The sequence below is a fragment of the Micromonospora sp. WMMD975 genome (assembly GCF_029581215.1).
Lineage (GTDB): Bacteria > Actinomycetota > Actinomycetes > Mycobacteriales > Micromonosporaceae > Micromonospora.
On sequence record NZ_CP120739.1, the window covers coordinates 2,851,304 to 2,867,108 of the forward strand.

10 protein-coding genes are annotated in these 15,805 nt (G+C 71.4%); 2 read left to right on the forward strand and 8 right to left on the reverse strand.

Features of this window, described 5'->3' with window-relative positions:
- Positions 1-38 precede the first annotated feature (38 nt).
- Both O7613_RS12355 and O7613_RS12360 read right to left on the reverse strand, forming a co-directional pair.
- Complete coding sequence (locus O7613_RS12355) at positions 39-701, reverse strand: response regulator transcription factor (protein ID WP_281588574.1); 663 nt, start codon at positions 699-701, stop codon at positions 39-41.
- Positions 689-1,915 carry a sensor histidine kinase gene (locus tag O7613_RS12360; protein WP_281588571.1) on the reverse strand — a complete coding sequence of 409 codons (1,227 nt, stop codon included), beginning with the start codon at positions 1,913-1,915 and terminating at the stop codon, positions 689-691. Before O7613_RS12360 ends, O7613_RS12355 begins: the two co-directional genes overlap by 13 nt.
- Before the next feature lie 246 nt (positions 1,916-2,161).
- Here O7613_RS12360 and O7613_RS12365 point away from each other — a divergent pair, with 246 nt between their 5' ends.
- Together O7613_RS12365 and O7613_RS12370 are read left to right on the forward strand one after the other, a co-directional pair.
- Entirely contained in the window at positions 2,162-3,637 is a 1,476-nt protein-coding gene (locus O7613_RS12365) for an arabinofuranosidase catalytic domain-containing protein (protein ID WP_282293944.1), read from the forward strand.
- A gap of 94 nt (positions 3,638-3,731) precedes the next feature.
- Positions 3,732-6,488, forward strand: a complete 2,757-nt coding sequence (locus O7613_RS12370; protein WP_282293946.1) for a beta-L-arabinofuranosidase domain-containing protein — start codon at positions 3,732-3,734, stop codon at positions 6,486-6,488.
- Between the two features lie 579 nt (positions 6,489-7,067).
- Here O7613_RS12370 and O7613_RS12375 read toward each other — a convergent pair.
- From O7613_RS12375 to O7613_RS12400, 6 genes are all read right to left on the reverse strand, one after another.
- Positions 7,068-8,057 (reverse strand): LacI family DNA-binding transcriptional regulator, encoded by a 990-nt coding sequence (locus O7613_RS12375; RefSeq protein WP_281588565.1) that lies wholly within the window; start codon positions 8,055-8,057, stop codon positions 7,068-7,070.
- 261 nt (positions 8,058-8,318) lie between these two features.
- Complete coding sequence (locus O7613_RS12380) at positions 8,319-10,385, reverse strand: RICIN domain-containing protein (RefSeq protein ID WP_282293947.1); 2,067 nt, start codon at positions 10,383-10,385, stop codon at positions 8,319-8,321.
- 234 nt (positions 10,386-10,619) lie between these two features.
- Positions 10,620-12,122 carry an L-arabinose isomerase gene (araA, locus tag O7613_RS12385; RefSeq protein ID WP_281588561.1) on the reverse strand — a complete coding sequence of 501 codons (1,503 nt, stop codon included), beginning with the start codon at positions 12,120-12,122 and terminating at the stop codon, positions 10,620-10,622.
- A gap of 26 nt (positions 12,123-12,148) precedes the next feature.
- Positions 12,149-13,141, reverse strand: a complete 993-nt coding sequence (gene yjfF / locus O7613_RS12390; protein WP_281588559.1) for a galactofuranose ABC transporter, permease protein YjfF — start codon at positions 13,139-13,141, stop codon at positions 12,149-12,151.
- Positions 13,138-14,208 carry an ABC transporter permease gene (locus O7613_RS12395; protein ID WP_281588558.1) on the reverse strand — a complete coding sequence of 357 codons (1,071 nt, stop codon included), beginning with the start codon at positions 14,206-14,208 and terminating at the stop codon, positions 13,138-13,140. The genes yjfF and O7613_RS12395 overlap by 4 nt, the downstream gene beginning before the upstream one ends.
- Positions 14,205-15,743, reverse strand: a complete 1,539-nt coding sequence (locus O7613_RS12400) for a sugar ABC transporter ATP-binding protein (RefSeq protein WP_282293948.1) — start codon at positions 15,741-15,743, stop codon at positions 14,205-14,207. The genes O7613_RS12395 and O7613_RS12400 overlap by 4 nt, the downstream gene beginning before the upstream one ends.
- Positions 15,744-15,805: the final 62 nt, after the last annotated feature.

Genomic DNA, 15,805 nt, shown 5'->3' on the forward strand with positions numbered 1-15,805 from the left:
CCACACCGCACCGCGTCACGGCCGGCGCGTCGCCTCGCTCAGGCGGCGCGCCGGCCGTCGTTCAGGTAGCGCAGCACGGCGGTGACCCGGCGGTCGGCCCGGTCGTCCGGCGGCAGGTGCAGCTTGGCGAAGATGTTGCGGATGTGCTTGTGCACCGCGCCCTCGGTGACGAACAGCCGCTCGGCGATCGCGGTGTTGCCGAGCCCCTCCGCCATCAGCGCCAGCACCTCCTGCTCGCGCGGCGACAACTGGGCCAGCGCGCCGTCGTCCCGGCGGTTACGGGCGAGCAGCTGCCCGACCACCTCGGGGTCGATCACGCTGCCGCCGGCCGCCACCCGGTGCAGCGCGCCGAGGAACTCCTCGACCCGCCCGACCCGTTCCTTGAGCAGGTAGCCGAGCCCGGTGGCGCCGACCGAGAACAACTCGGTGGCGAACGCCTGCTCGACGTACGCGGAGAGGACCAGCACGGCGAGGCCGGGCCGGCGCCGGCGGGCCTCGACCGCGGCGACGATGCCCTCGTCGGTGTGGGTGGGCGGCATCCGCACGTCGACGATCGCCACGTCGGGCCCGTGCGCGTCGACCGCGGCCAGGAACTCGTCCGGGTCGCCGGCGGTGGCCACCACGTCCAGGTCCTCGGCCCGCAGCAACAACGCCAGCCCCTCGCGCAGCAGCGCGTCGTCCTCGGCGATCACGATCCGCATGGCAGCTCCACGTGCATTCTCGTCGGCCCCCCGGTGGGGCTGGTCAGTGTCATCCGGCCGTCGTACGCCTCGACCCGCCGCCGGATGCCGGTCAGGCCGGACCCGCGGGTCTCGTCCGCGTCGCCGTGGCCGTTGTCGGAGACGGTCACCAGCAGCCGGTCCCGCTCGCGGCGCACCGCGACGTCGACCGCGCTCGCGCCGCTGTGCCGGACCACGTTCGTGAGCGCCTCGGCCACCACGAAGTAGGCGGTGGCCTCGACCGCGGCGGCGCAGCGCACGGAGACGTCCACGGTGAGCCGGCACGGCACCGTCGATCCGCCGGCCAGGCCGGCGAGCGCGCCGGCGAGCCCCCGGTCGTCGAGCACCGGCGGCAGGATGCCGCGCACCACCGTACGCAGTTCACCGAGCGCCTGCTCGGCGGCGTGCTGCGCCCGTTCGAGGATCTCGTCGGCCCGGGTCGGGTCCCGCCGCAGGGCCCGCCGCGCCGCCCCGAGCAGCACGTTCACCGCGACCAGCCGGTTCTGGGTGCCGTCGTGCAGCGACCGTTCGATGCGGCGCAGCTCCACCGCGTGCGCGTCCAGCGCGGCGGCCCGGGTGGCGGTGAGCTGGGCGACCCGCATCGACAGGTCGACCCCGGGTGGCGGGGCGAGCAGCCACCGGCCCGGCCACGCCTGGACGCGCGCCAGCGCCGGGCCGACCGCGACGCCGAGGACCAGCCCGGCCAGGCCGAGCAACCCGACCGCCAGGGCGTCGGGCAGTCCGTCGATCCGCCACCAGACGATCCCCGGCGCGCCGTCCTCGGGTCGCAGCAGCCGGAACCACAGCGGGAACGTGACGTCCTGCACGGCGGTGAGCGGAAGCGCGAGGCCCACGATCCCGGCGCCGAAGCCGAGGGGCGCGTGCAGCGCGGTCCAGCCGAGTTCCCGCCGCACGACCGGGTCGCGCAGCGCCGCGCGCAGGTCGGTCGGCGCCGGCCCCGGCGTGGGGAGCGGGCCGCCCCAGCGGGACAGCCGGGCGCGTTCCCGGTCGGCCACCGAGCGCACCCCGCGCAGCGCGCCGGGCGCCAGCAGCAGCCCGACGCCGACCAGGCAGGCGGCGGCCACCGTGAGCGCCCAGAGCAGCACGCCCCACGCCAGCACCGCGGTGCCCAACCCGCCGACGAGATGCTCAAGCGCGTCCACCGCGGCGCGGACCCGCCTCCGCACGTACCCCACGTCGGCCCACCCCCGGCGTCACGATAGGTGATGGCGGCCGTCGCCGGCAGCGTCGGCGGCGGAAAGTACAGCCTGCTGTACCAGCAGCGGTACGTGAGAGCGCTAACATCGCCGCCTTTGGATCTTTTGTCGCGCCCGGCACCGCGTCCATCCGATGACCGACGTGTTGACAGTCGCCTATATGAACGCCAGGCTAAGGGCAATTGTTAGCGTTAACTCGATCGTCATCTCCGTGGAGGAGGATCGATGGGCCCCACCACCCGTCGCCATCGCCTGGCCGTCGCCCTCGCACCCCTGGCCCTGTTCGTCGCGGTCACCGCGGCGGTGGTCGCTCCCAGCGCCGCGGCGCGTGCCGCCGGGACCGGCCCCTGCGACATCTACGCCTCCGGCGGCACCCCCTGCGTCGCCGCGCACAGCACCACCCGCGCGCTCTACGGCGCCTACGCCGGGCCGCTCTACCAGCTGCGACGCGCGTCCGACAACACCACCCGCGACGTCGCCCCGCTCGCCGCCGGCGACGTCGCCAACGCCGCCACCCAGGACGCGTTCTGCGCCGGCACGAGCTGCCTGATCAGCGTCATCTACGACCAGTCCGGCCGCGGCAACCACCTCACCCAGGCCCCACCCGGCGGGTTCTCCGGCCCGGCCGCCGGTGGCTACGACAACCTCGCCGACGCCACGCTCGCCCCGGTCACGCTCGGCGGACGCAAGGCGTACGGCGTCTTCGTCGCGCCCGGCACCGGCTACCGCAACAACAACACCAACGGCATCGCCAAGGGTGACCAACCCGAAGGCATGTACGCCATCTTCGACGGCACCCACTACAACGGCGGCTGCTGCTTCGACTACGGCAACGCCGAAACCAACAGCCGCGACAACGGCAACGGCACCATGGAGGCCATCTACTTCGGCAACATCAAGGTCTGGGGGTACGGCACCGGCAACGGCCCCTGGATCATGGCCGACCTGGAGAACGGACTCTTCTCCGGCGTCAACCCCGGCTACAACGCCAACGACCCGTCGATCAGCCACCGGTTCCTGACCGCCATCGTCAAGGGCGAACCCAACCACTGGGCGATCCGCGGCGGCAACGCCCAGTCCGGCGGCCTGTCCACCTTCTACGACGGCAAGCGCCCCAACGCCTCCGGCTACAACCCGATGAAGAAGGAAGGCGCGATCATCCTCGGCATCGGCGGGGACAACAGCATCGGCGCAGCCGGCACCTTCTACGAAGGCGTGATGACCTCCGGCTACCCGTCGAGCGCCACCGAGGACGCGGTCCAGGCCAACATCACCGCCGCCGGTTACGCGGCGAGCACCGGCGGCAGCCGGCAGAACGTCGAGATCGTGGGCGGCCAGTCCGGACGCTGCGTCGACGTGCCGAACGGCACCACCACCAACGGCACCCAGACGCAGCTCTACGACTGCCACGGCGGGACCATGCAGCGCTGGACCTACACGTCGGCGCGGCAACTCCAGGTGTTCGGCAACAAGTGCCTCGACGCCAACGGCCAGGGCACCAGCAACGGCACCGCCGTGATCATCTGGGACTGCCACGGCCAGGCCAACCAGCAGTGGAACGTCAACAGCAACGGCACCATCACCGGCCAGCAGTCCGGCCTGTGTCTCGATGCCAACGGCGCCGCCACCGCGAACGGCACCAAGCTGATCCTCTGGGCCTGCAACGGCGGCGCCAACCAGCAGTGGAGCCTGCGCAACTGAGCCACCGGCCGGGCGGAGCACCTCCGCCCGGCCCCGGCCCGCGCCGCCGGCCCGTACCCCCGCCACCAGCCCGTCCCGTCACGAAAGGCCCCTCATGCCCGCTCCTTCGATGAACCGCCGGATGCTCCTGCGCGCGACCGGCGCCACCGCCGTCGCGACCGCGGCCGGCGCCGCCGTCGGTTCCCTCGCCGGCGGCGGCCCGGCCGGCGCCGCCCTGGCCCCGGCCCGTCCGGACCTCGGCGTCTCCGCCTACACGTTCGACCCCGGCCAGGTACGACTGACCGCCAGCCGCTGGTTGGACAACCAGAACCGCACGCTGAACTACCTCCGGTTCGTCGACGTCAACCGGCTGCTCTACAACTTCCGCGCCAACCACCGGCTCTCCACCGCCGGCGCCGCCACCAACGGCGGTTGGGACGCGCCGAACTTCCCGTTCCGCACCCACATGCAGGGCCACTTTCTCACCGCCTGGGCGCAGGCGTGGGCGGTGGCCGGCGACACCACCTGCCGGGACAAGGCGGTCACCATGGTCGCCGAGCTGGCGAAGTGCCAGGCGAACAACGGCGCGGCCGGCTTCAGCACCGGATACCTGTCCGGCTTCCCCGAGTCCGACTTCAGCGCGCTCGAAGCCCGGACGCTCAGCAACGGCAACGTGCCCTACTACTGCATCCACAAGACGCTCGCCGGCCTGCTCGACGTGTGGCGCCTGATCGGCAGCACGCAGGCCCGCGACGTGCTGCTGGCGCTCGCCGGCTGGGTCGACTGGCGCACCGGCCGGCTCAGCTCGGCCCAGATGCAGGCCATGCTCGGCACCGAGTTCGGCGGCATGAACGCGGTGCTGACCGACATCTACCAGCAGACCGGCGACGCCCGTTGGCTGACCACCGCCCAGCGCTTCGACCACGCGGCCGTGTTCAACCCGCTCGCGGCCAACTCCGACCAGCTCAACGGGCTGCACGCCAACACCCAGGTGCCCAAGTGGATCGGCGCGGCCCGGGAGTACAAGGCCACCGGCACCACCCGCTACCGCGACATCGCCACCAACGCCTGGAACATCACCGTCGGCGCGCACACGTACGCCATCGGCGGCAACAGCCAGGCCGAGCACTTCCGCGCCCCCAACGCCATCGCCGGCTACCTGAGCAACGACACCTGCGAGGCGTGCAACACCTACAACATGCTCAAGCTGACCCGGGAGTTGTGGCAGCTCGACCCCGACCGCGTCGCGTACGTCGACTTCTACGAGCGGGCGCTGCTCAACCAGATGATCGGCCAGCAGAACCCGGCCGACAGCCACGGCCACATCACCTACTTCACCCCGCTCAAACCGGGCGGGCGGCGTGGCGTCGGCCCGGCCTGGGGCGGCGGCACGTGGAGCACCGACTACAACTCCTTCTGGTGCTGCCAGGGCACCGGGCTGGAAACCAACACCAACCTGGCCGACGGCATCTACTACCACAACGGCACCACGCTGACCGTGAACCTGTTCCTGCCCTCGGTGCTCACCTGGAGCGAGCGCGGCATCACGGTCACCCAGAGCACCACGTATCCGGCCTCGGACACCACGACGCTCACCGTCACCGGCTCGGTGGGCGGATCCTGGACGATGCGGATCCGGATCCCGTCGTGGACCACCGGGGCGACGGTGAGCGTCAACGGCACGGCGCAGGGCATCGCCACCACGCCGGGCAGCTACGCCGTGCTGACCCGCGACTGGGCCTCCGGCGACGTGGTCACCGTGCGGCTGCCGATGCGGGTGACCACGGTCGCCGCCAACGACGACGCGGCCGTCCAGGCGGTCATGTACGGGCCGGTGGTGCTCTCCGGCAACTACGGCAACACCACGTTGAGCGCGCTGCCGACGCTGGAGACCGGCTCGGTCACCCGGACCGGCGCCGACTCGCTGGCGTTCACCGCCCGGGCCAACGGCGCCACCGTCAACCTCGGGCCCTTCTACGACGCGCACGGATTCAACTACACGGTCTACTGGCGGGCCGGCACGAGCAGCGGCGGTGGCGGCGAGGCAAGCTTCCGGCTGGCGAACGCCGCGAGCGGTCTCGTGCTCGGCGTCCAGAACATGTCCACCGCCGACGGCGGGCTCGCCCTCCAGTGGGGCGACACCGGCACCGCCGACCACGACTGGCAACTCGTCGTCGACGGGTCGGCGCTGAAGCTGCGCAACGTCAACAGCGGCAAGGTGCTCGGCGTGGAGAACATGTCCACCGCGGACAACGCGCGGATCCTCCAGTGGGCCGACAACGGCACCGCCGACCACCTCTGGACCGTGGTCGACGTCGGCGACGGCACCCACAAGCTGCGCAACTCGCACACCGGCAAGCTGCTCGCCATCTCCGGCGGCTCGACCGCGCAGGGCGCGATGGCCGTGCAGGACCCGGACAACGGCAGCCCGGACAACCAGTGGCGGTTCCTGCCGAACGGGGCCCGCCGGTTGCAGAACCTCGGCAGCGGGCTCGTGCTCGGCGTGCAGAACATGTCCACCGCCGACGGTGGCCTCGTCATCCAGTGGGGCGACACCGGCACCGCCGACCACCTCTGGACCGCGCTCGTGGACACCGGCGGCTACCTGCGGCTGCGTGCCTCGCACAGCGGCAAGGTGCTCGGCGTCGAGGGCGCCTCCACCGCCGCCGGCGCCCGGATCGTGCAGTGGGCCGACAACGGCACCGCCGACCACCGGTGGCGGCTGCGCCACGGCGGCAACGGCTACTTCCGGATCCAGTGCGCCAACGGCGGCCGGGTCCTCGGCCTCAGCGGCGGCTCCGGCAGCCAGGGGGCGCAGGCCGTGCTCGCCGACGACACCGGCGCCGCGCACCAGCGCTGGCGGTTCGTCTGAGATCCCGGGTACGCGGGTCCGGCCGTCGCGGCCGACCCGCGTACCCCCGGAGACGCCGTCGTCGCCGGGCCGGGCGACCCGGCGACGACGGCTCCGCCCCACGGTCGACGGCTCGGGCTCGGGCTCGGGCTCGGGCTCGGGCTCGGGCTCGGGCGGGATCTTGGTACGAAGTGGCCCTCATGGGGGCCATTTCGTACCAAGATCTACTTTCGTCCCATTCAGTGGAACACGGTCCCGAAGGGCGGGAGTTTCAGCGCTGATCAACTCCACTTCGCCGAGGTGGCGGGGTGGAGGCATCTGGGATCACGCCACTTCGCCGAGGTGGAGTCGATCAACTGCTGGACGCCGGTGACCGTGGGCCGGCATCGACAGCGTGAGTCGATTCACGCCATCAGCTCTCAACGCACCGAGCGGGCCAGCACCATCCAACCGGCACGGCGGCGAGTCAGATCGCCGTAGCGAGGTCAGAACGATCTCGACGACCTCCGGGTGGACGTCGGCCGCCGGACGGAGTGCCGCCGGAGCAGGGTGGAGCCGACCGACAAGGATGGGAGCTGACGACCGCCACCCGGCGAGGGGTCAGCGCCGGGGCGGCGGCCCGACGCTGCGCCGGGGCACGAGCGTCGGGGCCACGGTCCGCCGCAGCGGCCCCACGCTTGCCGACTCGATCTGCGCCAGCAGCAGGCCGAGACTCGCCCGGGCCACGGCCGCGAAGTCGGGTCGCACAGTGGTCAGCGGCGGGATGAAGTAGGCCGCTTCGGGCACGTCGTCGAACCCGACCACGCTGAGGTCGTCGGGCACCCGCCGGCCGTGCTCGTGCAACGCGCGCAGCACCCCGAGCGCCAGGTGGTCGTTGGCGGTGAAGACCGCGGTGACCTCCGGCATCCGGGCCAGCATCTGCCCGCACCGGTAGCCCGCCGCCGCCGACCAGTCCGCCGGGACCAGCGGGGGCACCTCGGCCCCGGCGAGCCGCAACGCCTCACGCCAACCCTCGATCCGGCCGGCGCTGTCGAACCAGTCCGACGGGCCGGACACGTGCCATACCGTGCGGTGCCCGGCGTCGAGGAGATGCTGGGTGGCGGCCCGCGCGCCGGCGACCTGGTCGACCGTCACGAGCGGGATCGGCCGGCGGGGATCGCCGTCGACGGTCACCAGCGGCACGTCGTGGGGCAGCCGTTCGAGCGCCTCGCCGGCCGACTCGACCGGCGCGATCACCACGATGCCGGCCACCCGGTGCGCGAGGTGGCGTTCCACCGCCTCGGAGATGGATCGGTGGTCGAGGTCGCTGACGCTGCCGATGCTGACCGCGAAGCCGGCTTCGGCGGCGGCCTGTTCCAGCGCGGCCAGAAGTGAGGCCGGGCCGTAGAGCGTGGTGTTCTGCGCGACCACACCGATCACCTGGGACCGGCCGGTCACAAGCGTCCGGGCCGCACGGTTGGGCCGGTAGCCGAGTTCGGTGATGGCCGCCTGCACCCGGAGCCGGGTCTGCTCACGCACGTTCGGATGCCCGTTGAGAACCCGGGAGACCGTCTGGTGCGAGACACCGGCGAGGCGAGCCACATCAGTCATCGCAGGACCGCGCACGGCCACCTCACTTTCGCACATGCCCGCGTGGCCGAGACGGGTCGCCGTCGACCGGGTCGACCCGGGTGGCGACAGTCTACGCCAGAGGTCGCGCCGGTCACGGTGCGATCGATCACCATTCGAGTGGCGGCATCGGAATGTCGGGGAATTGACGGCCGAACCCGGGGCGGGGCAATTCCGATAACTTCGGAACCCCCGCCCCGGGCAATTACCGGACGACTCAACGGCGGATAGCGGTGGCCCGTGTCACGGCGTCGTCAGCGAGAACTGCCGCACCGTCACCGCGCCGCCCAGCGCCTGGGTCGCGTAGTTGAACATGCCGAACCGGTATCCCATGAAGAACTGCCATGCGTTGTTGAGCGTCAGCGCGTTCCCCAGCGGCACGAACGTGACCCCGTCGGTGCTGTAGGAGAACGTCGCCTGCCGGCCGGAGCCGGGCCGGATGTCGGCCTTGGCCCGCAGCCATATCCGCCCGCCGGAGACCGGAGCGCTGGCGATCTCCGACCCGGTGGAGGTGGTGTTCCAGGCGCCGCTGGCCATGGTCAGGCCGTTGGTCATGACCACCCGGGTGGCGCCGTTGTCCCGCCGGACGCCGATCCACGCCGAACTGTCGCGCAGCATGGCGAGTCCGGACCGGTCGCCGTCCCGCATGGCCGAATAGTCCAGCTCGACGGTCGCGGTCGAGGTCGGGCCCTGGATCCGGTGGGTCAACGTGTTGCGGGCCTGGTAGAGGTCGTTGGTCACGCTGGCGGTCTGCAGGCGGAGGCCGTTGTTCACCGACCACCGGCTGTTGTCCGGGTTGTGGTTCCACTCGTACTGCACGCCGAGCGTGGTGCCGGCGAACGTGTCGGTGCCGGTGAGCGGCTTGACCGGATGCAGCGGCAGCGGGTTGGGGTAGCTCGCCCCCCACGCCCCGTTCACGGTCTGCACCTGCGGCCAGCCGTCGGCGGTCCAGGTGATCGGCGCCAGCGTCGGCATCCGGCCACCCGGGTACGCGTCGGTGAAGGCCATGTAGTACCAGGAGCCGTTCTGCGTCTGCACCAACCCGCCCTGGTGCGGCACGCCGCCGCCGGAGATCGGGCCGGGCAGGTTGAGCAGCACCTGCCGCTGCTCGTACGGGCCGAACGGGCCGTTGGTGGACTTGAGCACATACTGGCCGTTCGCCGGCCGGGTCAGCCAGATGTAGTAGGCGCCGTTGCGCTTGTAGAAGCGTGCGCCCTCCAGCGTGCCGATGTTCGACGGGGTCTGGTAGACCTGCTGGGCCCGCACCTGGGTGCGGCCGTCGGCGGAGAGCTGCGCGACGCTGATCGTGCCGTTGCCGTACGCGACGTACATGGTGTCGTTGTCGTCGATCAGCATGCCGGCGTCGTAGTAGCAGTTCGGGATGGTGGTGAGCTTGCTCCACGCGCCGTCGACCGCGCCGGCGGTGTAGATGTGGGTCTGGGCGAAGTCGATGCACCCGGCCCAGTAGTAGGTACGGTTGCTGGGCCGGTAGTTCAACGTCGAGGCCCAGATGCCGTCCACGTACGCCCGGCTGCCGGGAGGCAGGTCGTACTTCGTGCCGAAGTCCAGCCGGGGCACCGAGTGCCCGGCGAACTCCCAGTTCACCAGGTCCCACGAGCGCAGGATCGGAGCGCCGGGCGAGTAGTGCATGGTGGAGGCGGACATGTAGTAGACGTCGCCGACCCGGATGATGTCGACGTCGGCGAAGTCCTGCCAGACCGCCGGGTTGGTGAAGGTGCCGCCGGGCGGCGGGTCGGTCGGGGTGCCGCCGCCGTCGACGCGGACGAGCTGCCACTGCTGGTTCGCGCCGTTCCAGTCGTCGTACTGGACGATGTTGCCGCCGTCGGCGGTCGAGGCGTTCTGCACCTCCAGCGCCTTGTTCGAGTTGCGGTTGATCAGCCGGACGTAGCCGCCGTCCGAGTCCGCCAGCCGGAACTGCTGGTTGGTCCCGCCGTGGTCGCTCCACTGCACCACGGCCGTGCCGTTGGCCGTGGAGGCGCCGGTCACGTCCAGCACCTTGCCGGAGTGCCGCGAGCGCACCCGGTAGTAGCCGCCGCCGGAGTCGACGAACTGCCACTGCTGCCAGGCCCCGTTGTTGCGCGTCCACTGGGTGATCCGCGCCCCGTCGTTGGTGGCCTGGTTGTACAGGTCCAACGCCTTGCCGCTGTTGCGGTTCACCAGCACGTAGTACGCGGTGGTGTCCACGGTCGCCGCCGAGGCCGGCCCGGGGGCCACCCCCACCAGCACCCCGCCGACCACCATCGCCACCAACCCCGCCAGGAGCCGGGACAGCCGACCTGTCGCCACCATGACCCTCCTCATGTGATCGTTAACAGCGGCCCCCGCCTGAGGGGAAACCGGACGCACGGCAACCGCGGCGCATGCTGAGCACGGAACGGCCCGCGGAAGGCGCCGGCGATCCCAATGCATCGACTGTGAGCGATAACATGCCGTACGTCAAGCCGTAACGTCCCGGACACGAACCGGGTGGCGCGCCCCGACGCGAACGTCGGCGCACGCCACCCGTGGCGGTGGTCCCGGCGGTCAGAAGCCGCGAGCGAGCCGGTAGTACGCCTGGTTCCAGCGCAACTCGTCGGCGAACCGGTGCGGCTCGGTGTCGCCGTCGATGACCGCCAGCTCGGTACGCGCCATCTCGGCCAGATCGCGCAACTCCTCCACACCCACCGCCTGGGAGAGCACGGTGTGGTGCGGCGCGCCCGCGGTGATCCACGCCTCCGCCGAGCCGGCCAGGTCGGGGCGGGGCCGCCAGACCGCCCGGGCCACCGGCAGCCGGCGGAGCGGCTGCGGCGGCGGCACCACGTCGACCACGTTGGCCACGAGCCGGAACCGCTCCCCCATGTCGGCCATGCCGAGCACGACGGCCGGGCCGGACGCCGCGTCGAAGACCAGCCGGACCGGGTCCTCCCGGCCGCCGATGCTCAGCGGGTGGATCTCCGCGGTCGGCACGTCGGCGGCGATGCTCGGGCACACCTCGAGCATGTGCGCGCCGAGGACCACCTCGTGTCCGAACGTCAGGTCGTAGGTGTAGTCCTCCATGAAGGACGTGCCGCCCTCGACGCCGACCGCCATCGTCTTCAGCGTCCGCACCAGGACCGAGGTCTTCCAGTCACCCTCGCCGCCGAACCCGTACCCGTCGGCCATCAGTCGCTGCACCGCGATGCCGGGGAGCTGGCGCAGGCCGCCGAGGTCCTCGAAGTTGGTGGTGAACGCCCGGAAGCCGCCGGCGTCCAGGAAGGAACGCAGACCGATCTCCTGGCGCGCGGCGTACCGCAGGGAGTCGTGCCGGTCCCCGCCCGGCCGCAGCGCGGCGTCCAGCCGGTAGGCGTCGTCGTACTCCTTGACCAGGTCGTCCACCTGCGCGTCGGCGACCTGGTCGACGGCCGCCACCAGGTCGTTCACGCCGTAGGTGTTGACCGAGACGCCGAACCGCAGCTCCGCCTCGACCTTGTCCCCCTCGGTCACCGCGACGTCGCGCATGTTGTCGCCGAAGCGGGCCAGCCGCAGCGTCCGCAGCGACGACCAGCCGATGGCCGCGCGGGCCCAGGCCCCGACCCGACCCACCACCCGCGGGTCGGTGACGTGCCCGGCGACGGTCTTGCGGGCCACCCCCAGGCGGGTCTGGATGTACCCGAACTCCCGGTCGCCGTGCGCGGCCTGGTTCAGGTTCATGAAGTCCATGTCGATGGTGTCCCACGGCAGCGCCACGTTCGCCTGGGTGTGCAGGTGCAGCAGCGGCGTCTGCAACGCGTCCAACCCGGAGATCCACATCTTGGCCGGCGAGAACGTGTGCATCCAGGCGATCACCCCGACCGCGCCCTGCACCGCCGCGTCCCGGCAGGCCGCGAGGATGTCCGTGCTGGTGGTGAGGACCGGCTTCCAGACCACGCGGACGGGGATGTCCGGCGACTCGTCCAACCGGGCGGCGATCTGCCGGGACTGGTCGGCGACCTGCCGGAGCGTGTCCTCGCCGTAGAGGCCCTGGCTCCCGGTGAGGAACCAGACCTCGGGCTGGGGGTGAGTTGCCATGTTGTTGCCTTCCGCGCTAGTTGCCGTCACTTGAACCGGATGCCGATGAGGCGCTGGAGGAGGATGAACGCGAAGAGCAGCCCGCCAATCACGATCTTGGTCCACCAGGAGTTGAGGCTGCCGTCGAAGGTGATCAGGGTCTGGATGACGCCGAGCACCAGCACGCCGAGGACGGTGCCGAAGACGTATCCGGACCCGCCGGTGAGCACGGTCCCGCCGATCACCACCGCCGCGATCACGTCCAGCTCCATGCCGACGGCGATCAGCGGCGCGCCGGACAGCGTGTAGAACGACAGCAGAAGGCCGCCGATGGCCGAGCAGAGCCCGCTGATCGTGTAGACGGCGATCCGGGTCCGCCCGACCGGCAGGCCCATCAGCAGCGCCGACTGCGCGTTGCCGCCGACCGCATACACGTTGCGGCCGAACCGGGTGTACGCCAGCACGTACGCGGCGACGAGCACCACCGCGAACGCGATGAGCACGCTGATCGAGACGAAGTTCCCGGCCGGGTTGCCGATGCGCTCCTGGGACATGCCGGTCCAGAAACCGTCGGTGATGGAGATCGAGGAGCCGCTGATGAACGTGCACATGCCCCGGGCGAAGAACATCCCGGCGAGTGTGACGATGAACGGTTGGATCTCGAAGAAGTGGATCGCGCAGCCCATCAGGAACCCGAGCGTGGGGCCGATGAGCAGCGCGATGACCAGCACCAGGGCCGCCGGCATGCCGTCGCGGAGCAGGGCGGCCGACACCATCGCGGTCATCGCGACCACCGAGCCGACGGACAGGTCGATGCCGCCGGTGAGGATCACGAACGTCATCCCGACCGCGACCACGAGAACGAAACCGTTATCGATGAAGACGTTGAAGATCACCTGGACGTTGGAGAAGGCGCGGTACTGGGACACGCCGATGCCGTACATGACCAGCAGCAGCGCGAGCGTGGCCAGGACCGGGACGTGTCGCCGGGGCAGGCTGGGCCGCCAGGACCGGACGGCGGACAACGACGTGCTGCTCATGCCGAAACCTGCTCCTTCTCCCGCTGCGGCGTGGCCGGACCGGGCTCGACGCCGCGCCGGCGCCGCCGGAACCGGGCCCGGAACGCCGGGGCCTGCACCAGGCAGACGGCGATGACGACGACGGCCTTGAACAGCAGCGACGTCTGTGGCGAGATGTTCATGGCGTACACGGTGGTGGTCAGGGTCTGGATGATCAACGCGCCGAGGACGGTGCCGCCGAGGGAGAACCGGCCGCCGGCCAGCGAGGTGCCGCCGATCACCACCGCGAGGATCGCGTCCAGCTCGATCCAGAGCCCGGCGGCGTTGCCGTCGGCGCTCGACACGTTCGCGGTGACCATGAAGCCGGCGAGCGCGGCGCAGGCGGCGCTGACCACGTAGACGAGGAAGACCACCCGGCGCGACCGGATGCCGGCCAGCCGGCTGGCCTCGGCGTTGCCGCCGACCGACTCGACGATCAGCCCGAGCGCGGTGCGGCGGGTGAACGCGGCCACCAGCAGCGCCGCGGCGAGCGCGATCAGGATGGCCAGCGGCAGGGTCAGGAAGTGCCCGAGCCCGATCGCCCGGTAGGGCTCGGAGTTGATCGTGATGATCTGCCCCTCGGTGACCAGCTGGGCGATGCCCCGGCCGGCCACCATCAGGATCAGCGTGGCGATGATGGGCTGGATGCCGATGACGGAGACCAGCACGCCGTTCCACGCGCCGAGCACGAGCGCGGCCCCGAAGGCCAGGGCCAACGCGGTGAGCACGGTGGACGGGCTGTTCTGGTCGGCCGACTCACTGATGTGCAGGCAGGCGATCGCGCCGCTGATGGCACAGAGCGAGCCGACGGACAGGTCGATGCCGCCGGTGGCGATGACCAGGGTCATGCCGAGCGCGACCAGGATCAGCGGCGCGCTCAACCGGAGGATGTCGATCGGCGTGCCGTACAGGTGGCCGCTCTTGACCTCCACGGCGAGGAAGCCGGGCCGGTAGACGGTGTTCGCGGCGAGCATCACCACGAGCACCAGGACCGGCCAGAACAGGCGGTGCCCGGTCAGCGGGCGGAGGCGGTCGGTGACGGTGTTCATCGGTTCACCTCCTCCCGGGGGGTTCCGCTGGCGATGGTGCGCATGACGCGGTCCGCGTCGAGCGAGCTGTCGTTGTCGAGCTGGGCGACCATCTCACGGTCGCGCATGACCGCGACCCGGTGGCTCAGGCGCAGCACCTCCTCCAGCTCGGCGGAGATGAACAGCACCGCCATGCCGCCGTCGGAGAGCTGCACCACCAGCTTCTGGATCTCGGCCTTGGCGCCGACGTCGATGCCGCGGGTGGGCTCGTCGAGGATGAGCAGGCGCGGCTCGGTGATGAGCCAGCGCGCCAGCAGCACCTTCTGCTGGTTGCCGCCGGACAGGTTGCGCACCGGCAGCTCCGGGTTCGCCGGCCGGATGCTGAGCGCCTCGACGTACTTCTGGACCAGCTCGTCCTGCCGGCGGCGCGGGATCGGCCGCAGCCAGCCGCGCGCCGCCTGCATCGCCAGGATCATGTTCTCCCGGACCGACAGCTCGGGCACGATGCCCTCGGCGCGGCGGTTCTCCGAGCAGAAGCCGATCCCCCGGCCGATGGCCTGGATCGGGGTACGCAGCGGGGCCCGGCCGCCGTCGACGAGGACCTGACCGTGGTCGGCGCGGTCGGCGCCGAAGAGCAGCCGGGCCACCTCCGTCCGGCCGGAGCCGAGCAGACCGGCCAGCCCGACCACCTCACCGGCGTGGATGCGCAGGCTGAACGGGGCGACCGCGCCACGGCGGCCCAGCTCGGCGGCGTCCACGAGCGGGGCCTTGTCCGACGCGACGGTGGCGCGCTGCTGCTGCACGTCGAGCCCTTCCAGCACGTCCAGCTCCTGGCCAATCATCTTTTCCACCAGGCTGAACTGCGGCAGTTCCTCGGTCCGGTACTCCCCCACCAGGCTGCCGTTGCGCAGCACGGTGATGCGGTCGGCGATGTCGTAGACCTGGTCGAGGAAGTGGGTGACGAACAGGATCGCGATCCCGTCGTCCCGCAACTGGCGCATGATCCGGAACAACTGGGCGACCTCGCCGGCGTCCAGACTGGACGTCGGTTCGTCGAGGATGAGCACCCGGGCCTGGACGTCGATGGCGCGGGCGATGGCGACCATCTGCTGCACGGCGAGGGAGTATGTCCCGAGCTGCGCGCCGACGTCGAGGGCGAGGTCGAGCCGGGCCAGGAGCTGACGCGCCCGCCGGCGCATCTCGCCCCACCGCACGGCGCCCAGGCGGCGGGGTTCGCGGCCGATGAAGATGTTCTCCGCCACCGACAGGTTCGTGCAGAGGTTGACCTCCTGGTAGACGGTGCTCACACCGGCCGCGGCGGCCTGCATCGGCCCGCTGAACGACACCTGGTCACCGGCGAGCGTGACGGCGCCGGCGTCGGTGCCGTAGACACCCGTCAACACCTTGATCAGGGTGGACTTGCCGGCGCCGTTCTCACCCATGAGCGCGTGGACCTCGCCCGGGAACAGCCGGAAGTCGACGTCGTGCAGCGCGCGGACGCCGGGGAAGGACTTGCTGATTCCGGTCATGGTCAGGACCGGACGGTCACCCGTCATGCCATCGGACCTCTTCTGGGAACGTGGTGGCACGGGGGCCGCCGTCGGTGTGACGGCGACCC